Source organism: Roseovarius sp. W115, from assembly GCF_032842945.2.
GTDB classification, from domain to species: domain Bacteria; phylum Pseudomonadota; class Alphaproteobacteria; order Rhodobacterales; family Rhodobacteraceae; genus Roseovarius; species Roseovarius rhodophyticola.
This window is the reverse complement of sequence record NZ_CP146606.1, coordinates 2008726-2027951: the sequence shown is the minus strand read 5'-3', so window position 1 is coordinate 2027951 and position 19226 is coordinate 2008726. Positions and strand designations below refer to the sequence as shown.

Below are 19226 nucleotides of genomic sequence, written 5' to 3'. Positions count from 1 at the left end.
CCAGGATCCAAAATCCAAATGACACCCGAAATCCGTAAATATGTCACCTTCATAGAAGACACCCTGATCGAAGGGCACAAGCCCGCCAATCCGCCCCTTCGAATGGCCGCGATCGCCGCGGTTCTCAAGAACCCATGGTCGGGCCGGTTTGTCGAGGATCTGCGCCCAGAGATCCACGCCTTCGCCCCCATACTGGGCCAGGAAATGGTGACCCGCCTGATGCCCTTGGTGGGCGGGGGCGACCGGGTCCAGGCCTTTGGCAAATCGGCCATTGTCGGCGTGAATGGCGAGATCGAGCACGGCTCGGCCCTTATCCACACCCTGCGGTTTGGCAACTTTCTACGCGATGCCGTCCAAAGCAGTGAATTCATCCCGTTTTCAAACAAACGCGGTGGTCCGGGCAACTCCATCACCATGCCGCTCAAACATATCACTCAAGGCGGCACCCGGTCGCATTTCCTGACGGTCGAGTTCAACATTCCCGACGCGCCGGGGCCGGATGAGGTTTTGATTGCAATCGGCGTCGCGACCGGCGGCCGCCCCCATCATCGCATCGGCGATCGGTACCAGGACATGGAAGAACTGGGGCATGATCAAACAGTGCGCCCAGATAAGGGGTAAGCTGTGATCATCCAATGAAACCGCATTCAGTCCTTTGATAAGCCCCCTTTTTGATCTGGTCCGCTGCTATGTTTGGGAAACGGAGGGCTGAGAATGGCGAGTAAGCGACCGAAGCCGGAATAGATTGTCTTGAAGTTACGACAGGTTGAAGTCTTTATGGGCCAGGGCATGAGATCGATCAACTTTGCTGCGGCAGATCTGTTTCCGGATGAGTTGCGCGATCGCGGTTCCGGCAGCCTGGACAATCTGAAAATTCAAGTGGTCACCGACGGGGATCGGCATGCCAGCGACCGTTCACACATTCCGAACCGCGATCTGGACACGATCGTCAGTTAACCGCACAATAACGGGCAGATATCACGTATTTATGCCCATTGTTGCCTTAGGAGCAGGTCATGGCCAAAATTGGCATTGTCGAACCACAAAAGACCGGCCCCTTTGTCGGGCCAGCCACGTTCATGAACGTGCCATACTCTACAGATCTGACAATTGCCAAGGCCGCTATTCTGGGCGTTCCCTATGACGGTGGTTTGCATCCCACACGGATCGGATCGCGCACCGGCCCGGCCTCTATTCGCGAGCATTCCTTGCTGGTACGCCCTTACCAGCCGCCATTCAGCACCTTCAACCCGCTGACCCTTCTGAACGTGATTGATTGCGGAGACGCTGACACCACGCCAAGCGTCATTGAAGACAGTTTTCACGAGATCGAGGAAGCGGCATCAGCCATTTTTGGCGCCGATGCTGCCATGTTGGCCTTCGGTGGCGATGGCAATATCACACTTCCGCTTCTTCGGGCCGCTCACAAGAGCTATCCCGACCTCGCCGTTCTGCACATTGATGCCCACACTGACACGTATGCAGGGGATGGCAATCGCGATTACTTGCGGTTCAACGTCGCCACAACGTTTACCCGTGCAGCGGAAGAAGGGTTGATCGACGTCGAGGCTTCTATCCATGTCGGTGCGCGCGGCCCGGTGGCAGATGGCACGGTTTTTGATCACACAAGGTCAATCGGCTACGAGCTCATAGACGGGGCTGAGATGTTCAGAGACGGTCTGGATGTAACGGCAACCAGGCTAAAGGCGCAACTACAGGATCGCCCGGTTTACCTTTGCTTTGACATGGACTTTTTTGACCCGTCCTGTGCGCCCGGCGTTTGCACAACAACCTGGGGTGGGGCCACCGCGAGGGAAGGGTTGGATTTCCTACGAGCCTTGAGCGGGTTAAACTTAGTAGGTGCTGACATCAACACCGTTTCGCCGCCGCATGACTTGGGGGGCATGACGGCCTTTTTGGCCGGCACAGTTGCACTTGAAATACTGACGCTGTTCTGTTTTGCGCAAAATCTTGTATCAGACCAAGTTTCCTAGAAGAAGACGAAACTGCTGACCCCAAAGCCAGATGGATGCTGTCATCCTCTTTATCGCTGCTTTCCTCGCGGGGGGCAGGTCAAGATTCCTGAGTTCAATTCCGATCAATAACGTAATCGTCCATCGCAAAATCTGGCTATGTGTTGGACGGTTGATCCTCGCGAAACTACTAAAGCAGCCGTTTGAACTGGGTGCAGCATTTGTAGAAACGGGCTCAGAGCAGACTTTTGCTCACAGCCTCACCGTTCGCCCAGACCAAAAGTTGTCTTTTCAAGACACACCCCAAATGCTTCTTCCTCACGTCGTATGGGTCAAACAGCGCCCGCGAGGCCTCTGAGGCCGGAACTTAACCCATCGTTAACAAAGACCACATCTTGTGGGGTTGCGCGATGCGCGGCGCATTAAGCTGACGGCTCTACCGACCTCGCACCGACGCAATACCGACGTTCGGAATCCTTGTTTTTAAGGGTGTTACCCTTTGAGCCGCGTCAGCCGTAACGCCGGACAAAATTCCGCAAGACCATCTCCGGCGCAAACACGTCCGCCGCGCGGCACATGGCAATGATGTCTTCGGCGGCCTCCGGGGCGAAATATCCCCGAGTCTTGTAAATGTTGATCCGTGTTTCAAACCCCGGTGCGTCCGCCTCCGGATGGAACTGCGTTGCATAGACATTCTTTCCATGGCGCACCATCTGGTAGGGGCAGACCTCGGAGCGCACCAGATGTGTGCACCCGTCCGGCAGGCTTTGCAGCGCCTCCTTGTGGCCCACGAATGCATCAAACGCCGTCGGCACACCATCCAGAAGCGCGTCGTCCTTACCCTCTGCCGTGACTTCACAGGCGGACGTGCCCACCGGCTCGCCATAGGCGCGTTTGCTCACATCGCCCCCTAGATGTTGTCCAAGGATTCCAATGCCATAGCAGCATCCAAGGAATGGGAAATCACGCTCGGTGATCTGCGGCATCAACGACATAACCTGCGCTTCAATCCGCGCTTCGACCTCGGATTTCTCCTCTGGTCTGTCACTCACGCACCCGGGTCCACCACCGACAATCACACCTGCAATCTGGTCAAGGGACAAACCCTCTGGCAGGTTCTCCTGATCCAGCCGTATGCGTTTCAACCGATCCTCGGTCAAACCGCCCTTGGACATGATCGCCGAAAACTCATCGTCCGAGGCTTCGGTCTCAGGGCGCAGCTGCAGTACGAGAAAAGGCTTGGACATTTATACCGCTCCGTTTGACGTTCGCTCTGGTTGGCGCGAATTTCCAGATAGGTCAAGCCGGTGAGTTCTCTTGACGCGATCCTGCAAAGCAATAGGCTGCGCGCAGATTTACCAAGATGAAATATCGGATAACACCCGTGTCTGCATTCTGCTATCGACACCTTTTTGCCCAGGCCAAAATCGAAAGCAAACCACGGCTTCACCAAACCCGAATTGGAGCACCCTGTTCATGGCGCGTTCGCTAAGCCTATCGGCATATCTGGCCTATGCGCGTGGCGGTACCGGTGCGAGCTACAAGCCCCAGACGCAGCGCCCCAAGGGGACTTTGGTCTGGGCCCATGCGGTTGAGCCTGCGCATGCCAGCGCTTTGGTGGAGCTTCACGAACGGATCATAGCGCTACGCCCGGACCTGACCCTTCTATTGACGAAAGCCCAAGGGATTGGAGCAATTGATGTGCCATTTGCCGATCAGGTTATTGTAGAAGTTCTTCCCGATGATACGGTCGCTTCGGCAGAGACATTTATGACGCATTGGCGCCCCGATCTTGCGCTCTGGACCGGCGGCGATTTGAAACCGGCCATTCTCAACCAAGCCGCAGAAGCGCAAGTTCCTATGGGCCTTGTGGATGCAGCAGAACCTCTGCTGGCCCGCACGGCATGGCGCTGGTTTCCCGACTTGCCACGTTCGATTTTGAAATCGTTTGACTTCGTTATGACCCGCGACGAGCCAACCAGTCTTTATCTCAAACGTATCGGCGTCTGGAACAGGAACATGTCTGTGAGCGGCCCGTTTCTGGATGGATCGGTCGCCCTGCCATACAATGAAAGCGACCGAGAGGAACTTGCTTCGGTCATGCTGGGGCGACCCGTTTGGCTCGCTGCGGAAAGCGCGCATAGTGAATTTGAGACAGTTCTGAAAGCGCATCGTGAAATCACCAAACTGTCACACCGCGCCATGCTCATTGTTGTGCCCGCAAATTTGGAAGAAACGGCGGCATACAAGGCATCCCTCGAAGAAAGCGGGTTGAGGTTTATCGAGTGGTCGTCCGGTGAATTCCCAGAAGAAACAACGCAGGTTGTTCTGGCTGATACGGGCGGGGAAATGGGTCTGTGGTATCGCCTCGCTCCGATCAGTTTCATGGGTCAATCTCTTGACAGCAAGGCGCCGGGATCTGACCCCAATCAACCGGCAGCACACGGAAGTGCGATCCTTTATGGACCTCATATCGAGGATCATCTCGAAGCTTATGCCCGGTTTGCAGAAGCGGGCGGCGCACGGATTGTGCGAGATGCTGAGACGCTCGCCACAGCCGTCAAGCGTCTCATTCCACCGGATCAATCGGCGGCCATGGCCCATGCTGCTTGGGACGTGGCATCGCGAAGTGCGGCATTGATCGACAAGATTGCGGACAAAATTCACGATCTGCTGGATCGGGTCGGGGCAGAGTGATGCGGAGCCTGTCGTTCTGGGATCGCCCACCGGCACGCCCGGGGATCCGCGCGCGCATGCTTGCACCTCTGGGCTGGATTTACGGAGCTGCGACCGCACGGCGCTTGACCCAAAAAGCCGATTACAAAGCCCCCATGCCGTTGATCTGCATTGGCAATATAAACGCCGGAGGAACGGGCAAGACGCCCACAGTGATTGCCTTGGTGCAGCACTTGCAATCCCGGGGTCACACAGTGGCGGTAATCTCGCGCGGTCATGGCGGCAGTTTGGCCGGACCCATCGAAGTCGACGAGCGCAAACATAGCGCGGGCGAAGTCGGCGATGAACCTTTGCTCATCGCGGCGTTTACGCGTGTATGGGTTGCTAAAGATCGGGCAGCCGCCGCGAAAGCAGCCGCCGGATCAGACCCTGATGTCATCCTCATGGATGACGGGCATCAGAATCCGTCTGTCGCACGCGATCTATCGATCATTGTTGTTGATGCGGTCAAAGGGTTTGGTAATGGGATGTGTCTGCCCGCCGGGCCGCTGCGCGAACCCGTTGAGGCCGGGCTTGACCGCGCCGATTTAGTGCTAAGCATCGGCCCCAAGGCGGCACAGGTGCAGTTTAACCAAGGTTGGGGCGCTAGGATCACCCTTCCGCGCTGCCGCGGTCACTTGGAACCTTTACAGACCGGCATGGACTGGTCCGGGACGCGGGCATTGGCCTTCGCTGGCATCGGGCATCCGGAGAAATTCTTTGCAACCCTGCGCTGGCTGGGTGTCGAACTCGTGCGCAGCGAAGCGTTGGAAGATCATCAGCCACTAACACCCGCCTTGATGACACGGCTCGAAAATGAGGCATCCCTTCTCGGCGCACAGCTTGTGACAACCGAGAAAGACGCCGTGCGCCTTCCGGCGGAGTTTCGCACCAAGGTCTTAACTCTGCCGGTTCGCCTTGAACTGGAGGACTGGAAACCTGTTGATGCTTTGCTGGCAAAGTTAGGGCTTTAGCCTGGGTCGTCCTCGCCAAGTTTTGGTGAAGGCCGGTGCAAGGCTAGATCAGCATCGGAAAACTTGATCGGCGTACGCAGTCCCGGCACGCCGTCGAGGTCAATCTGCATCCCCCGTGCCTTGATCTGCGGGTCATCAAGGACTTCGGCCAAATCGTTGATTGGCCCCGCAGGCACACCTTGTGCCTCGCAGGCTTCCAACAGCTCTGCTTTGGTGCGTTTTTGTGTATGCTCCGTGAGCGCGTCCGTTAATGTGTAGCGATGTGTGACACGCCCGGCATTGGTGACATAGTCAGGATGTTCAGCCAGTTCAGGACAGCCCAAAAGCGAACAAAACTTCACATACTGACTGTCATTGCCCACCGCGATGATCAGATGCCCATCGGCGCAGTCAAACACTTGGTAAGGTGACAGATTGGGGTGAAAATTGCCCAAACGTCCAGGAGGCGTACCCGTTGCAAGGTAGTTCATCGCCTGATTGGCCGTCACTGCCAGCGCCACGTCCAAAAGCGCCATATCGATGTGCTGACCCTTGCCCGTGGAATGTCGTTGATGCAGTGCTGACAGAATAGCCGTGGTGGCATAGACGCCGGTAAAGAGATCGGCAATCGCCACGCCCACCTTGATCGGCTGCGCCTCGGGGTCGCCAGTGACGGACATGATGCCGGACATGCCCTGAATGATGTAGTCGTAGCCCGCGCGATGAGCATAGGGGCCGTCCTGACCAAAACCGGTGATCGAACAGTAGATCAGCTTGGAATTGATGGCGGACAGGCTTTCATAGTCCAGCCTGTATTTCGCCAGCCCTCCAACCTTGAAGTTTTCCAGAACGATATCAGCCTCGCGCACAAGATCCTTGACCCTTGCCTGTCCTTCATCAGTTCGGAAATCCACTGTGATGCTCTGTTTGCCGCGGTTGCACGAATGGTAATAGGCCGCCGACCGGTCACCTTCACGCTCGATGAACGGCGGACCCCACTGGCGCGTGTCATCGCCTGCGGGGCTTTCGACTTTGACAACCTCAGCGCCCAGATCAGCAAGCGTCTGGCCAGCCCAGGGACCGGCCAGAATTCGTGCCAACTCGACGACTTTCAGCCCGGCAAGAGGCGCAGGCTTCATTACGGCAATTGGCCTTCGATGATGCCTTTGAGATCGGCATAGGACATATTGCCATGCTTTTCGCCATTGATGATCAGCGTAGGCGTTGACTCTACTGCATCAGCTTCTGAATTTTGCTGATAAACCGCCACAAGCGCCTGTGCCTTGTCGGCATCCGAGAGGCAGGCGTCAAGCTGATCATCGCTCAAGCCCGCAACTTTGCCGATGCGGCGCAGATTATTGGTGATCGCCACGGGATCTTGACCCGAGCCGATCCAATCTCGCTGTTGTTCATAGATCATGTCGGTTATGCCAAAAAAGCGCTCGGTCCCGCCACAACGCGCGACCATGGCGGCCCAAAGACCGAAACGGTCAAAGTAAACGTCACGGTAGACGAATTTCACCTTACCGGTGTCAATAAACTCAGACTTGAGCTCTTTGAACTGGCTTGCGTGGAACGACGCGCAATGCGGGCATGTAAAAGATGCGTATTCCACAATCGTGACCGGCGCATCCTCTGCGCCCAGGATCATTTCCTCGACAAGAGAGAGGTCAATCTCGGCATCTGCGTCTTGCGCATGTGCGGCCCCCAGCAAATTCGCCGTGGCCTGATTGTTCGTCCCGGCGCTTGAGGTCATCCACCAAGCTCCCAGCGCAGCAATGGCTAGGGCAATCACCCCGGAGAGTACAACATTTCTCATTCAGTCACCTTTAAGGTTTGGAAATTTTTGATTTCGTAAGCACGTTCTGACCCAGTTTTTCAAGGGCCGCACGCAGGTCATTGTCTGCCACAGGGTCGGAAAGGTCGGCCGCTTCCGCTTGTGTTTGCGTATCCGGTTCGGGCGTGGCCGTCTCGCCCCTTGGACGATGCTCAAAATCCACTTGCCCTTCGGAAAATCCTACAGGGGCTGTCTGGGTGATGTGAATCCGCGAAATGGCATTGTAGCCATAAGTGGCATTCACCCGATCCCGAAGCGCCTCTTTTTGCATTTCCAGTATCGGAGCCTGCGCACCCGTCGTCAGAACCGTTAACGTGGCACCAAACCCACCGCGCGTATAACTCACCTTCACAGGGCGCGAGAACGCAGCGACTTCTTCACCCGCGATCTCGGGCCAGTGGGTTACGACACGGGACACAGCAAACCCACGGCTTTCCGATCCTTTACGGATCTGCGACCCCAGCAACGCGCCACTTCTTTTGAAGCCGTATGTTGTGCCCTCACGCGTGGGCATGGCTGTTCTCCCCTGCAATTCATTCTAATGTAAGGCATGTGACGGGTGACACAAATGCAAAGCCTCTTACGGCAGGATAACGCGGAGTAACAGATGCGTGAATTGGAAATGTCGAATACCTTGCTTGATTGGTATGACAGACATGCCCGCGACCTGCCTTGGCGCGTGTCTCCGTCTGATCGTGCGGCGGGTGTTTGTCCTGATGCCTATCGCGTGTGGCTCAGCGAGATCATGCTGCAGCAGACCACGGTGGCCGCCGTAAAAAGCTACTACGAGAGGTTCACGTCGCTTTGGCCCAGCGTGACAGCCCTGGCCTCAGCCGAAGATGCCCAAGTGATGGGTGAATGGGCCGGGCTAGGATATTACGCGCGAGCGCGGAACCTTCTGAAATGCGCGCGCGTGGTGGCTGAAAACTATGGCGGGCGATTTCCCGAAACCGCCGAGTCCCTGCAAAAACTGCCGGGTGTCGGCCCTTACACTTCTGCGGCGATTTCCGCGATCGCCTTTGATGCGCCCGAAGTTGTGGTTGACGGGAATGTCGAGCGGGTCATAGCGCGGATGTTTGCCATTCGCACGCCACTGCCCGCCGCGAAACCAGAGATCAAAGAGCGCGCAGCCAAACTAACACCCGTGACCCGTCCAGGTGACTATGCTCAAGCCGTCATGGACCTCGGGGCAACGGTTTGTACGCCCCGCTCGCCCGCCTGTGGCATTTGCCCCTGGATGACGGCTTGTGCCGCGCGCAAACTGGGCATTCAAGCGGAGTTGCCCGCCAAGACCCCCAAGAAACCCAAACCAACGCGCCGTGGCACGGCCTATGTTGTGCGGCGCGCAGATGGTGCCTGGCTTTTGGAACGTAGACCGGACAAAGGTCTGCTCGGTGGCATGCTTGGCTGGCCCGGAAGCGAATGGTCCGAAACACCCGTGCCCGCGCCGCCCCTTGAGGCGCCATGGCAAAAACTCAGCGCGGAAGCTCGGCACACCTTCACCCATTTCCATTTGCGTCTGGATGTCGAAGTCGCCGTCGTTCCGGCCTCAACCCAGCCTGAAATTGGGGAATTCATACCCAAAGAGGACTTTAAACCCACGGAATTACCCACCGTCATGCGGAAGGTTTTTGACTTGGCGAAAGAAAAACTGCAAAATCTAAACTAATCGTTTCACTTTTGAGAAACCTCGGAGACAGCATCAGCATGTCCGCTCAGAATATTGGTCGTTGGCAGCGGGTCCTGCCGTTTTGGATGTCACTGGCATTGGTCCCGCTGGCCGTTTTCAGCGCAATGCATGGCGGCTGGACGCTTTTGCTCTTGCCGGTTGTCACCTGGTACTTCTTTGCAGCGCTTGATGCAGTCCTTGGGCTGGAACTTGAAAACCTGGATCCCGAAACCCGCGACCGACATGTCCGCCTCTACACAGCCGTCACTGTGATCTGGGCTCCCATTCAGTTCTGCCTGCTCTTCTGGATGATCTGGTATGCGACGGGACCGGGGGATGCGCAGTTGTCGCCTTTCGAAACAATTCTTTTGTTCTTTGGTATGGGTGTCGTCTCTGGGACAGTCGGCATCAATTTCTCGCATGAGCTCATGCATCAAAAGAACAAGTCAGAACGTTTCTTCGCAGACACACTGCTCGCGATGGTGCTCTATTCCCATTTCCGGTCTGAGCACCTTTTGGTCCATCACCGCTATGTCGGCACACCCCGCGATCCGGTCACAGCACGCTACAATGAGGGATTTCATCGGTTTTTTCCGCGCGTACTGGTGAATTGTTTCAAGTCCGCCTTTCGCGCCGAGGCCGCGATGCTCGGCCGCCGTGATAAGCCTTGGTATGACTTCTCCAACCCATTCTGGTTCTACTGGTCCCTGCAAGCCTATGCGCTTGTGCTCGCAGCGCTGATCGGGGGTGGGTTGGTGTAATGCTTTTCATCTGGCAGGCGGTCGTGGCAATCTGGCAGCTTGAGCTTGTGAATTACGTCGAACACTACGGATTGACACGCAAACATCTGGGCGATGGCAAGTATGAGCACGTCAAACCACAGCACAGCTGGAATTCGGCGCAAAAAGCTTCAAACTGGCTTCTCATTAACTTGCAACGCCATTCTGACCATCACTACAAACCGAACCGGCGCTTTCCACTGTTGCAGACCTATTCGGAAGATGAGGCTCCACAACTGCCCTATGGGTATCCGGTTATGACCATAGCGGCTATGGTGCCGCCGTTGTGGCGCAAAGTGATGAACCCACGCGTGCGGCGTTGGCGGAACATGTACTATCCGGAGATCACCGACTGGTCCGCCTACAACACGGCACAAAACCCTAGTCCGCGTTAGACAACAGCCGAGTAATGCTGAAAGAGAATCGCATAGCCTGCTTTCTCTCAAAATTTGAATGTGCACCGACCAAACCTGACAAAAAGCCCGGTCTCAAAACCAACCCCTTGCCGAATTGCAACGCGCAAACACCAGGCTGTGTTTTCTCAAATGACGCTGGTTTTACCTGCAATAACAGTCAGGTTGCGACACTCTGACACGCCATTTGGCTGAGCTGGCCGGTTTCCTAGTTCATCTCGTAAATGTGTAAATTAAAATTTACATTTGTTTTCGTCCAATTAATGTGACACCTTTGATTCAGGTTGGCGTGCCTGCAACGCTGGCCTGCAGTGATGTTTGGCTTGTCCATTCGGGCTGGCGGAGATCACTGTGCAGGACCAAGAAGAAGGAGACGGAAATGTCCGATGATCCTGATAAAGTCTGGCCAACAGGCCTGACCCTACGTGAAGCGGAGGAAGTGCATAGCTATCTTATTGATGGTACGCGCGTCTTCGGCGTAATCGCGCTTTTGGCGCATATTCTCGTGGCCGTGTCCACACCGTGGCTGGGCTAAGGAGGAGCTGACATGAACAATGCTAAGATGTGGCTCGTGGTATCCCCGAATGTGGGCGTACCGATTTTCCTTGGTGCTGTTGCGGTAGGCTCTTTTGCCGTACACGTCGCTGTTCTGAGCAATACCTCATGGGTGGATGATTTCCTCCAGGGTGTTCCGATGGGCACAGGCGATCAGTCGGCAGCTCTTGAACAGAGCGAGCAGCTTGACACAGCCAAGGTAAGCTATGTGACACCGCGCGCGGATGGTCAGACCGAAGTGACACTTGTCATGCCGGACGGATCGGTCGCAACGGCGATCATTCAGAAGCCAGACGTTCTGGCATCTGTAACACAATAAGCTAGGGGGCCGGACGCCAGACGTCTCGGGCCTTTCGCAAAACGGCGGTTGACGGGTTCCGCCGCACCCACATTCAGGACTGCGCCGGGATTCCCCGGTGCCGAAACTCGATGTTCAACTATCGGAGCTTTGCGTTACGCAAACTGGCGTCAATCGGGCCAAAGTATCTGCCTTTCGCAGATGTGGCGACCGACGAGGTGCCTTTGTCGCGTTTGCTCCGCCTTTCGCTTTTTCAGGTCACGGTCGGTATGGCGCTTGTCCTTTTGGTGGGCACGCTGAACCGCGTGATGATTGTCGAACTGGCGGTTCCGGCCTCGATCGTCGCGATCATGTTGGCCTTACCGCTTCTATTCGCTCCATTGCGCACGCTGATCGGATACAAATCTGACACACATGTCTCTGCATTGGGTCTTCGCCGTGCCCCCTACATTTGGAAGGGCACGCTCTATCAATTTGGCGGCTTTGCCATCATGCCCTTCGCGCTCTTGGTGCTGTCAGGGTATGGCGAGGCTGTGGATGCTCCACGCTGGATTGGCATTGGCTCTGCGGCTTTGGCGTTTTTGCTCGTCGGAGCGGGCCTGCACATGGTGCAAACCGTAGGTCTGGCACTGGCCACAGATCTCGTAGAGGATGAAGATCAGCCAAAAGTCGTAGGGCTGATGTATGTCATGCTGCTCTTTGGCATGGTGGGCAGCGCGCTCATCTTTGGAGCCCTGCTGGAGAATTATACGCCGGGGCGCCTTATCCAGGTTATTCAGGGCTGTGCGGTGACAACAGTATCACTCAACATGTTCGCCATGTGGAAACAAGAGGCGCGCGACCGGGTTCGTGCGGCGCAGATGCTTGAGGCGCGTCCTGAAAAGTTTGAAGTTGCGATGCGCAATCTTATCAAACGTCCCACAATGAAACGTCTGCTTCTCGTGATCGGTCTGGGCACATTTGGCTATGGCATGGCGGATGTTCTGCTTGAGCCTTATGGCGGTCAGGCGCTGGGCCTCAGCGTAGCACAGACCACGAAACTCACCGCGCTGCTGGCTGGTGGCACGCTCTTGGGCTTTGGATATGCCTCTCATGTTCTGGGCCAGGGCGCATCGCCAATAAGGTTGGGCCGTACAGGCGCGCTGATTGGCATTCCGGGCTTCGCAGCTATTATCCTATCGTCGCTGGGCGGCGGAATATTGATGTTCCTCGTGGGCACGTTCCTAACAGGTTTGGGCGCAGGTCTTTTTGGACATGCAACGCTCACTGCAACTATGCGCGCTGCACCCAAAGGGCAGATCGGCATGGCCCTTGGCACATGGGGGGCCGTGCAAGCCACATGCGCAGGAATTGCCGTCGCTTTGGCCGGAATTGTCCGCGATGTGATGCTGAGCGCTTCAGGTCCGGCTGGAATTGCGGCGCATGCGCCCTACAATTTAGTATTCATGATTGAAATCGTCATGCTCACACTGGCCGTCATGGTGGCGGTCCCTCTGGGGCTTGGCATAAAAGACTCTCGTTCTCGGGCCGCAGGTGCGCGGTCTGTGGCGGGGACAGACCAGAAATCGGTGGAGGTATCATGACACAGGTCATCAGCCGTTTATTCGAAAGCGAAAAACTCGCGCAGGGCGTGGCCGACCGGCTTCGTTTTGAAGGAGTACCACAGCGTGCCGTGCGCGTTGTGACAGCCAAAGCAGGCGAAGGTGAGAAAGACCTCGCCACCCGCATAAGCGGCTACAGCGTCGCGGCAAATGCGGCAAAAGCTTATGCCAAGCATATCGGCAGCGGCAAGGCAGCTGTGGTTGTGCATGCCACCTACCGTCCTTTGGGCGCGGCCAAACTTACGCGCAATGTGATGGACCGGAACAATCCAATTGATTTGGGCGATGTGACCGAGGAAACGCATGTTCCAGACAAGCCAAGCCGCGCGCCTAGCATTATGGACTCGCACCCGCATTTCCTGACGACACGCGTGCACAACCGCCGCATTCCATCAGGCGGCCCGGTGTCACACGGAGTTGGCCCCAAGCTACTGCTCAAGCACCGCCCGCGCACTTCCGCGATCAGCGGCGGGCGCTATATGTCCCGTTTCTTCTGGCCGATGCCACTCCTGAAAAAGAACCGCGAGGCACGTTCAGCCATCCGCGGGGGCAAGCACATGTCCCGGATGTTCTGGCCGCAGAAACTTCTATCCACCAAGGAGCGCCGTCTTTCGGTGATCCCGGGCGGGTCTCTGCCTCTGTCACGGGCCCTGGGTTTCCCAGCGGTAATGACGCGCCCCTAAGCCCAACACGCGTTCAAATGAAAACCCCCGCTGAATTTCAGCGGGGGTTTTTGTTTTGGTTTGTAGCCAGGCTTAGCTGTTTTTCTTACCTTTAATCGGCGCCCAGATCCGCTTGTTCGTAAGATACAGCAGAACAGACAAAACCGTCAGAAAGATCACAGCTGTCAGGCCCGCTTGCTTGCGGGCCATGAGCTTGGGTTCCGCAGTCCAGGTCAGGAAGGCCGCCACGTCCTTGGAGATGTGGCTCAAGTCATTCTCGTGACCATCGGCAAACTCGACGTCTTCACCATAGAGAGGCGGGGCCATCGCGATCCAGCCTCCAGGGAAGGCCTTGTTTTCGTAAAAGATGGTGCCTGCTTCTTCCTTTTCCTCGCCTGTGTAGCTGGTGAGGATCGAGTAGATATATTCAGGACCACCCATACCTTTGACAAGCTGGTTGATGCCTGTGCCTTCAGGCCCATGGAAACCAGCGCGCGCCTTGGCCATAAGGCTCAGATCAGGTGCGGTCCGAATAGCCGACTTTGGGAAATGATCTGTGGGGACAGCCGAACGAAAATCGCCCTCGCCATCCAGCAGCTCTGGATCCCAAACTTCGAACTGTTCAGAATAGGCACGCACTTCATCTTCTGAAAAATGCGGACCGCCTTCGTCACCCAGCGTCCGGAGCGGCACGTATTGCAGTCCGTGACAGCCCGCACAAATCTCTGTGTAGACTTGAAGGCCACGTTGCAGCTGTGCTTGGTCAAATTTGCCAAACGGACCTTCGAACGAAAAGTCGACGTCCTTCACCTCCCCTTCGCCGCCTGCGGCGAAGGCGGCTCCGGCAGAAAGGCCCAGAGCGGCGACAGCGCTTATTGCGAGTGTCTTAATCATAGCCTGATCCTTTCTCATTCCGCCGGCTCGGCAGATTTGCCGTAATGGGCGTTGAAGTCATCTTCAATCGTGTCCGGTTGCGCCAATGGTTTCTCGATCACGCCCAAAAGCGGAAGGATCACGAGGAAATACGCGAACCAGTAGGCCGACGCGATCAATGAGTAGGTTGCATAAGGCTCCTCTGCGGGACGTGCGCCCAACCACATCAGCACGATGAAGTCGATCACCAGAAGCCAGAACCACCACTTGAACATGGGGCGGTACCGGCCTGAGCGGACCATGGACGTGTCCAACCAAGGTGCCAGCGCCATAACCGCAATCGCACCAAACATCGCGAGCACGCCAAAGAACTTGGCGTCGATGATGCCACCGGTCACGAATGATGCCAGTTGCACGATCCACACTTCTGAGGTGAAGGCCCGCAAAATGGCGTAGAACGGCAGGAAGTACCATTCAGGAACGATATGCGCAGGCGTCGCCAGAGCGTTGGCTTCGATGTAGTTGTCGGGGTGTCCCAGATAGTTGGGCATAAAGCCGACAATCGCAAAGAACACCACAAGGATCACGGCTAATGCGAAAAGGTCCTTGATCACGAAGTAGGGCCAAAACGGCACTGTGTCTTTCTCGGCTTCTGCTTTCGAGCCACGGCGCACTTCAACCCCTGTTGGGTTGTTGTTACCCGTTGTGTGGAAGGCCCAGATGTGAAGCGCCACCAGAGCAGCAATCACGAAAGGCAGTAGATAGTGCAGCGAGAAGAAGCGGTTCAGCGTAGCGTTATCCACCGCAGGTCCACCCAGCAACCATGTTTGGATCGGCTCGCCAACGAACGGGATCGCACCAAACAGACCGGTGATCACAGTCGCACCCCAGAAGGACATTTGCCCCCATGGTAGCACATAGCCCATGAAGGCTGTGCCCATCATCATCAGATAGATTAGCATACCGATGATCCATGTAATCTCACGTGGGGCTTTATAAGACCCGTAGTAGAGACCGCGGAAAATATGGATATAAACGGCAAAGAAGAAGAGCGATGCGCCGTTCATGTGCAGATAGCGCAGCATATGCCCGCCGTTCACGTTGCGCATGATGTGCTCAATCGACGCGAAAGCATGATCAACGTGTGGCGTGTAGTGCATCACCAGAACGATACCTGTGATGATTTGCAGCGCCAGACAGAAGGTCAGAACGATGCCCCAGATCCACATCCAGTTGAGGTTCTTCGGCGTCGGGATCATCAGCGTGTCGTAAAGCAGGCCGACAATCGGCAACCGCTTGGCCAGACCTTTTTCCCAGCCTGCCTTCGGTTCGTAATGGTCGTGAGGAATTCCACCCATGGTCGTTATTCCTTATCCCAGTTTTACGGTTGTTTCATCGACGAATTCGGCCTGTGGCACCGGAAGGTTCTCTGGTGCAGGGCCTTTTCGGATCCGTCCTGACGTATCGTAGTGCGATCCGTGGCAAGGGCAAAACCAGCCGCCGACACCGTCCAGTGAAAACTCACCAGCGTTGCCGAGTGGAACACACCCCAGATGTGTGCACACACCCATCATCACAAGCCATTCGCCCGCTTCGTCCATGGAACGATTTTCGTCCGCGCCATCCGCACCTTGGGCTTGAAAGCTGCGGGCGTCATTGTCTGGCAATGTTGCCAGATCTACGGCGCGTGCATCCTCGATTTCTTCAGGCGTACGGCGACGAATGAACACTGGTTTTCCTAACCACTTCACGGTCAATTGCGTGCCTTCTTCAATGCCTGAGATATCAACCCGGATCGAGCTCAGAGCCTGCACATCCGCGGATGGGTTCATCTGGTGAACAAGGGGCCAAACCGCGGCACCGGCCGCAACGGCCCCTGTTCCTGCGGTGGCATAGTAGAGAAAGTCTCTACGCGTGCCTTCGTGGTCTTCTGCGTGGGACACGACGATCCTCCATATTTCTGAGCCGGAACCGGCGAAACCTATTTACCCGCCAAAGGACGACTCCTTGGCGGGATCGAGAGGGTGTTTAACGGCCCACGATTGAGGCGTCCAGTACACAATGAAGCAGAATTGATCAGGGTGCGCATGTGTCGCGCTTGCCGGGTCATATGCTGAGGTGTAAACGACCCCTGAAATATCCGAGAGAATAACCCGATAAAAAAGGCACCAGACATGCTGAAATCCATCAAAGCAGCACTCATCGCCCTTGTCATATTGACACCACCTGCCACGGCCGCAGAATTCGAACTAAGCCTATATCTCGGAACACAAAGCGTGCGCGGCAGTAATGCCAGTGGCGCTTTGCCGGACGGCACAGCATTCGACGCAGATATTGACTGGGAGGGTAATCCTTTCGACGCGCCCATTTATTATGGTGGTCGTGCCATGTGGTGGCAGGATAACGGGATTGGTTTCGGGATTGAGGGCACACACACAAAGGCCATCGCACCGGATGCCCAAGCCGCAGCGATTGGACTTGACCGCTTTGAGCTGTCTGATGGCCACAATATTTTTACTGCAAACATCATGAAACGCTGGCCCGGAGCGTTCAACAATGGACGATTCACCCCCTATGTTGGCGGCGGGATCGGTATTGCAGTTCCACATGTCGATGCCATCGTATCCGGATCAACCAACCGGACGTTCGGTTTCGAAGTCACAGGTCCGGCTGTGCGCGGAATTGCTGGTATCAAATACGATTTCAATGACCGTTGGGCCATTTTCACCGAGTACCAATTTACCTGGTCAGATAATGACATCACAATTGAAGCAGACCCCGCTGTTTTAGGCCAGCCGGATGGAGAACTGGATACTGAACTCCTGACCCACGCGGTTAACGTCGGCATCAGTTACAGCTTCTGAAACGGCTAAACTACTCTTATGCTTTGACGGCCCCTATTCCGGGGCCGTTTCTGTCATACTGTCGCGTTTTTCGAAGACAGAAAACCAATCCGTGAGGTCCTTGTTTCGGGTGCGCCAGTCGCGATCGCCCAGGCGGAAATCAAGATAGGCCAAGGCACATCCCATTGCGATATGGCTGGCGTCAAACGGGCCATGCAGGTGGCTCATCCAACGATCATTCACCGCATTCACGCTGCGAATAACTTTAGCCCACTGGGCTTCAATCCAGCCTTCAAAAACGAGGGACTCGGGTCGCACTCGATGCTCGTAGACCATAAGAACCGCAGCATCCATGATCCCATCCGCCGTCGCTTCGAGCGTCAAGGTGTCCCAAATCCGCGCCTCTGGATAAAGCCCTGCGTTCGCACGTGCATCAAGATAGCGACAAATCACACGACTGTCATAAAGTGTCGGACCATCCTCACGTACCAAAGCCGGAATTTTGCCCACCGGATTTGCAGCAGCCACTTTCGGATCGGTTGCAACGGGCGTTGTCATGACGTCAACGCGCTCCACGGCGTCCGCCTGATCCGTTTCGATCAACATGACTTTTACTTTGCGCCCAAAGGGCGAAGGTTGAGCGGATATGAGTTGCATGGCGATAGTTCTCCGTTTTACGCAAGGTGCGATTGGGTGCGGTCAATGTCTAGGGAAGATCCCGCATATGTCGGGCAAGCACATTTGTTTGAACGCCCATGTCAGCATGTTCTAACTGATCTGCCGCACGCAGGCGCACCTCGTCAGCTTTGTTTTGATTGAGCTTCCATGTTCCATGGATTTCGCTGACTCGCATTCGGCACGGCACAATCTGGCGCATCATTTTCGTGAGCACATCAGGCGTCATCTTTGCCGTGAGCCAAGGTGGCTTGGGCAGAAGCTGATCTTCAAAATGAGCGGATTGCCGGTCTAGCAGATTGTGCATTTCCTCCTGAGGGCGTCGTTCAATCTCTCCAACAAGGTGCACAGCGATGTAATTCCATGTAGGCACTTGATCCTCGACCTCATACCAATCGGGCGACACGTAAGAATGCGGGCCGCTGATCGCCAGACTGGCTTGCATCGGATCCGACATACGACGCGCGATGGGATTTGAGCGGACAAGGTGAAATTCCGCGATTTTACCGTCTTCGGATAAAAGAAACGGAATATGGCTCATGAGTGGTGCCGCCTCGGTGCCCACAGCCAAAATCCCAAACCCTTGCTCACGGGCAAAGGCGATGTTGCGCTCCTGCGGCGTTTGGCGAAAGGCGAGGTTGGGATGCATGGCTGGCTCCTTTCGAACAACGCTCGAGGCTGACGATAGAAAAACCTAGGGCCAAAAAACGCACTCGATAAGACCAGTCTTAAGTCGTCAAGTCTCGATACTTGGAAACGCAACCGGATCTGCCTGCATGTCCCACACTGGGAACTTGTGCATGGCCTTGCCAAAAAGCTCTGAGGCTTTGAAACCCTCAAGCCATGAAATGACATTTGGCCAAGGCTGCGATTGAAACCACACCAGGTCCACATGCGCAAACTGGCGAACAAATGGCAGGATGGCCATATCGGCCAGCGTTCTGGTCCTTCCAAACAAGGCCTCGGACTCGGTCAGTCGCGCTTCAAGGTCTTGCAAGAAGGCGCTTGCCATGGCGCGTTCTGTTATTGGGTCATGATCTGGAAAACGGGTCGCGTATTTGTAACGATCCAAGGCCGTTTTGAACGGGCCATCACATAACTGGATCAGCGCCTCACCCTCCTCTGGCATATCAAGCCATCCTTGCGGGTCATTCTGCGCCAAAGCCCAGCGCATGATGTCCAGGCTTTCGTCGATCACCTCGTCGCCGGTCTCCAGACATGGCACAGTGGCGGATGGGGACGCCGCGCGAAAAGCCTGTGGCTTGTCTCTGAGCAATATCTCTCGCAGCTCGACCTGTTGTTCTGCGACACAGAGCGCCAAACGCGCCCGCATGGCATAAGGACAACGGCGAAACGACCAAAAGACGGGCAAAGGCATGG

General features: G+C 55.9%; 21 protein-coding genes and 1 pseudogene. 12 read left to right on the top strand and 10 right to left on the bottom strand.

The annotated features are described in order from the left end of the window. The first annotated feature begins 18 nt into the window (after positions 1 to 18). The 3 genes from RZS32_RS10235 (at position 19) to RZS32_RS10225 (ending at position 1994) form a co-directional block, all read left to right on the top strand. Complete coding sequence (locus RZS32_RS10235) at positions 19 to 621, top strand: amino acid synthesis family protein (protein WP_317056881.1); 603 nt, start codon at positions 19 to 21, stop codon at positions 619 to 621. A gap of 168 nt (positions 622 to 789) precedes the next feature. Next, complete coding sequence (locus RZS32_RS10230) at positions 790 to 957, top strand: hypothetical protein (protein ID WP_339106609.1); 168 nt, start codon at positions 790 to 792, stop codon at positions 955 to 957. A gap of 59 nt (positions 958 to 1016) precedes the next feature. Next, a complete protein-coding gene (locus RZS32_RS10225; protein WP_317056879.1) occupies positions 1017 to 1994 on the top strand; it encodes an arginase family protein in 978 nt (325 codons plus the stop codon). Positions 1995 to 2482: 488 nt separating this feature from the next. Here the strand turns inward: RZS32_RS10225 and RZS32_RS10220 are convergent, their stop codons facing one another. Beyond that, positions 2483 to 3220 carry a glutamine amidotransferase gene (locus tag RZS32_RS10220; protein WP_317056878.1) on the bottom strand — a complete coding sequence of 246 codons (738 nt, stop codon included), beginning with the start codon at positions 3218 to 3220 and terminating at the stop codon, positions 2483 to 2485. 229 nt (positions 3221 to 3449) lie between these two features. Here RZS32_RS10220 and RZS32_RS10215 point away from each other — a divergent pair, with 229 nt between their 5' ends. Both RZS32_RS10215 and lpxK read left to right on the top strand, forming a co-directional pair. Continuing rightward, on the top strand, positions 3450 to 4670 hold the full coding sequence (locus RZS32_RS10215; RefSeq protein WP_317056877.1) for a 3-deoxy-D-manno-octulosonic acid transferase: 1221 nt from the start codon (positions 3450 to 3452) through the stop codon (positions 4668 to 4670). Further along, a complete protein-coding gene (lpxK, locus tag RZS32_RS10210) occupies positions 4670 to 5662 on the top strand; it encodes a tetraacyldisaccharide 4'-kinase (RefSeq protein ID WP_317056876.1) in 993 nt (330 codons plus the stop codon). Before RZS32_RS10215 ends, lpxK begins: the two co-directional genes overlap by 1 nt. Here the strand turns inward: lpxK and RZS32_RS10205 are convergent. Genes RZS32_RS10205 through RZS32_RS10195 form a run of 3 tightly spaced genes read right to left on the bottom strand, consistent with a single transcriptional unit; the run spans position 5659 to position 7992 of the window. Further along, positions 5659 to 6780 (bottom strand): CaiB/BaiF CoA transferase family protein, encoded by a 1122-nt coding sequence (locus RZS32_RS10205; RefSeq protein ID WP_317056875.1) that lies wholly within the window; start codon positions 6778 to 6780, stop codon positions 5659 to 5661. The genes lpxK and RZS32_RS10205 overlap by 4 nt on opposite strands. Continuing rightward, positions 6780 to 7460, bottom strand: a complete 681-nt coding sequence (locus tag RZS32_RS10200; RefSeq protein WP_317056874.1) for a DsbA family protein — start codon at positions 7458 to 7460, stop codon at positions 6780 to 6782. Before RZS32_RS10200 ends, RZS32_RS10205 begins: the two co-directional genes overlap by 1 nt. Before the next feature lie 10 nt (positions 7461 to 7470). Next, complete coding sequence (locus RZS32_RS10195) at positions 7471 to 7992, bottom strand: DUF721 domain-containing protein (RefSeq protein WP_317056873.1); 522 nt, start codon at positions 7990 to 7992, stop codon at positions 7471 to 7473. A gap of 93 nt (positions 7993 to 8085) precedes the next feature. Here RZS32_RS10195 and mutY point away from each other — a divergent pair, with 93 nt between their 5' ends. From mutY to RZS32_RS10165, 6 genes and pseudogenes are all read left to right on the top strand, one after another. After that, positions 8086 to 9147, top strand: coding sequence for an A/G-specific adenine glycosylase (mutY, locus tag RZS32_RS10190; protein WP_317056872.1), 1062 nt, complete (start codon positions 8086 to 8088; stop codon positions 9145 to 9147). Positions 9148 to 9185: 38 nt separating this feature from the next. After that, positions 9186 to 10321: pseudogene (locus RZS32_RS10185) on the top strand (alkane 1-monooxygenase). Positions 10322 to 10718: 397 nt separating this feature from the next. Beyond that, the gene (pufB, locus tag RZS32_RS10180) at positions 10719 to 10874 is read left to right on the top strand and encodes a light-harvesting antenna LH1, beta subunit (protein WP_317056870.1); all 156 of its coding nucleotides are present in this window, start codon (positions 10719 to 10721) and stop codon (positions 10872 to 10874) included. Positions 10875 to 10886: 12 nt separating this feature from the next. Then, a complete protein-coding gene (locus RZS32_RS10175; RefSeq protein ID WP_317056869.1) occupies positions 10887 to 11213 on the top strand; it encodes a light-harvesting protein in 327 nt (108 codons plus the stop codon). 110 nt (positions 11214 to 11323) lie between these two features. Beyond that, positions 11324 to 12775, top strand: a complete 1452-nt coding sequence (locus tag RZS32_RS10170; protein WP_317056868.1) for a PucC family protein — start codon at positions 11324 to 11326, stop codon at positions 12773 to 12775. Beyond that, on the top strand, positions 12772 to 13476 hold the full coding sequence (locus RZS32_RS10165) for a hypothetical protein (protein WP_317056867.1): 705 nt from the start codon (positions 12772 to 12774) through the stop codon (positions 13474 to 13476). Before RZS32_RS10170 ends, RZS32_RS10165 begins: the two co-directional genes overlap by 4 nt. A gap of 72 nt (positions 13477 to 13548) precedes the next feature. Here RZS32_RS10165 and RZS32_RS10160 read toward each other — a convergent pair whose 3' ends face one another. The 3 genes from RZS32_RS10160 to petA are packed head-to-tail and all read right to left on the bottom strand — an operon-like array spanning position 13549 to position 16271. After that, positions 13549 to 14349, bottom strand: a complete 801-nt coding sequence (locus RZS32_RS10160; RefSeq protein WP_317056866.1) for a cytochrome c1 — start codon at positions 14347 to 14349, stop codon at positions 13549 to 13551. 14 nt (positions 14350 to 14363) lie between these two features. Further along, a complete protein-coding gene (petB, locus tag RZS32_RS10155) occupies positions 14364 to 15686 on the bottom strand; it encodes a cytochrome b (protein ID WP_317056865.1) in 1323 nt (440 codons plus the stop codon). 12 nt (positions 15687 to 15698) lie between these two features. Then, positions 15699 to 16271 carry a ubiquinol-cytochrome c reductase iron-sulfur subunit gene (gene petA / locus RZS32_RS10150; RefSeq protein ID WP_317056864.1) on the bottom strand — a complete coding sequence of 191 codons (573 nt, stop codon included), beginning with the start codon at positions 16269 to 16271 and terminating at the stop codon, positions 15699 to 15701. Between the two features lie 231 nt (positions 16272 to 16502). Between petA and RZS32_RS10145 the strand changes: the two genes are divergently transcribed. Beyond that, positions 16503 to 17192: an outer membrane beta-barrel protein gene (locus RZS32_RS10145; protein WP_317056863.1), complete on the top strand. Its 690-nt coding sequence runs from the start codon at positions 16503 to 16505 to the stop codon at positions 17190 to 17192. Between the two features lie 33 nt (positions 17193 to 17225). On the opposite strand, the gene RZS32_RS10140 is transcribed toward RZS32_RS10145, so the two are convergent. The 3 genes from RZS32_RS10140 to RZS32_RS10130 form a co-directional block, all read right to left on the bottom strand. Next, positions 17226 to 17828, bottom strand: coding sequence for a glutathione S-transferase family protein (locus RZS32_RS10140; protein ID WP_317056862.1), 603 nt, complete (start codon positions 17826 to 17828; stop codon positions 17226 to 17228). A 49-nt stretch (positions 17829 to 17877) separates the two neighbouring features. Further along, positions 17878 to 18495: an FMN-binding negative transcriptional regulator gene (locus RZS32_RS10135; RefSeq protein ID WP_317056861.1), complete on the bottom strand. Its 618-nt coding sequence runs from the start codon at positions 18493 to 18495 to the stop codon at positions 17878 to 17880. An 87-nt stretch (positions 18496 to 18582) separates the two neighbouring features. Beyond that, positions 18583 to 19224: a glutathione S-transferase gene (locus RZS32_RS10130; RefSeq protein ID WP_317056860.1), complete on the bottom strand. Its 642-nt coding sequence runs from the start codon at positions 19222 to 19224 to the stop codon at positions 18583 to 18585. Positions 19225 to 19226 lie beyond the last annotated feature (2 nt).

What these genes read in the sequence shown, in the direction of transcription:
- RZS32_RS10235 (WP_317056881.1), top strand. Translation starts at nt 19, where the DNA reads ATGACACCCGAAATCCGTAAATATGTCACCTTCATAGAAGACACCCTG.
- RZS32_RS10230 (WP_339106609.1), top strand. Translation starts at nt 790, where the DNA reads ATGAGATCGATCAACTTTGCTGCGGCAGATCTGTTTCCGGATGAGTTG.
- RZS32_RS10225 (WP_317056879.1), top strand. Translation starts at nt 1,017, where the DNA reads ATGGCCAAAATTGGCATTGTCGAACCACAAAAGACCGGCCCCTTTGTC.
- RZS32_RS10220 (WP_317056878.1), bottom strand. Translation starts at nt 3,220, where the DNA reads ATGTCCAAGCCTTTTCTCGTACTGCAGCTGCGCCCTGAGACCGAAGCC.
- RZS32_RS10215 (WP_317056877.1), top strand. Translation starts at nt 3,450, where the DNA reads ATGGCGCGTTCGCTAAGCCTATCGGCATATCTGGCCTATGCGCGTGGC.
- lpxK (WP_317056876.1), top strand. Translation starts at nt 4,670, where the DNA reads ATGCGGAGCCTGTCGTTCTGGGATCGCCCACCGGCACGCCCGGGGATC.
- RZS32_RS10205 (WP_317056875.1), bottom strand. Translation starts at nt 6,780, where the DNA reads ATGAAGCCTGCGCCTCTTGCCGGGCTGAAAGTCGTCGAGTTGGCACGA.
- RZS32_RS10200 (WP_317056874.1), bottom strand. Translation starts at nt 7,460, where the DNA reads ATGAGAAATGTTGTACTCTCCGGGGTGATTGCCCTAGCCATTGCTGCG.
- RZS32_RS10195 (WP_317056873.1), bottom strand. Translation starts at nt 7,992, where the DNA reads ATGCCCACGCGTGAGGGCACAACATACGGCTTCAAAAGAAGTGGCGCG.
- mutY (WP_317056872.1), top strand. Translation starts at nt 8,086, where the DNA reads ATGCGTGAATTGGAAATGTCGAATACCTTGCTTGATTGGTATGACAGA.
- pufB (WP_317056870.1), top strand. Translation starts at nt 10,719, where the DNA reads ATGTCCGATGATCCTGATAAAGTCTGGCCAACAGGCCTGACCCTACGT.
- RZS32_RS10175 (WP_317056869.1), top strand. Translation starts at nt 10,887, where the DNA reads ATGAACAATGCTAAGATGTGGCTCGTGGTATCCCCGAATGTGGGCGTA.
- RZS32_RS10170 (WP_317056868.1), top strand. Translation starts at nt 11,324, where the DNA reads ATGTTCAACTATCGGAGCTTTGCGTTACGCAAACTGGCGTCAATCGGG.
- RZS32_RS10165 (WP_317056867.1), top strand. Translation starts at nt 12,772, where the DNA reads ATGACACAGGTCATCAGCCGTTTATTCGAAAGCGAAAAACTCGCGCAG.
- RZS32_RS10160 (WP_317056866.1), bottom strand. Translation starts at nt 14,349, where the DNA reads ATGATTAAGACACTCGCAATAAGCGCTGTCGCCGCTCTGGGCCTTTCT.
- petB (WP_317056865.1), bottom strand. Translation starts at nt 15,686, where the DNA reads ATGGGTGGAATTCCTCACGACCATTACGAACCGAAGGCAGGCTGGGAA.
- RZS32_RS10145 (WP_317056863.1), top strand. Translation starts at nt 16,503, where the DNA reads ATGCTGAAATCCATCAAAGCAGCACTCATCGCCCTTGTCATATTGACA.
- RZS32_RS10140 (WP_317056862.1), bottom strand. Translation starts at nt 17,828, where the DNA reads ATGCAACTCATATCCGCTCAACCTTCGCCCTTTGGGCGCAAAGTAAAA.
- RZS32_RS10135 (WP_317056861.1), bottom strand. Translation starts at nt 18,495, where the DNA reads ATGCATCCCAACCTCGCCTTTCGCCAAACGCCGCAGGAGCGCAACATC.
- RZS32_RS10130 (WP_317056860.1), bottom strand. Translation starts at nt 19,224, where the DNA reads ATGCCTTTGCCCGTCTTTTGGTCGTTTCGCCGTTGTCCTTATGCCATG.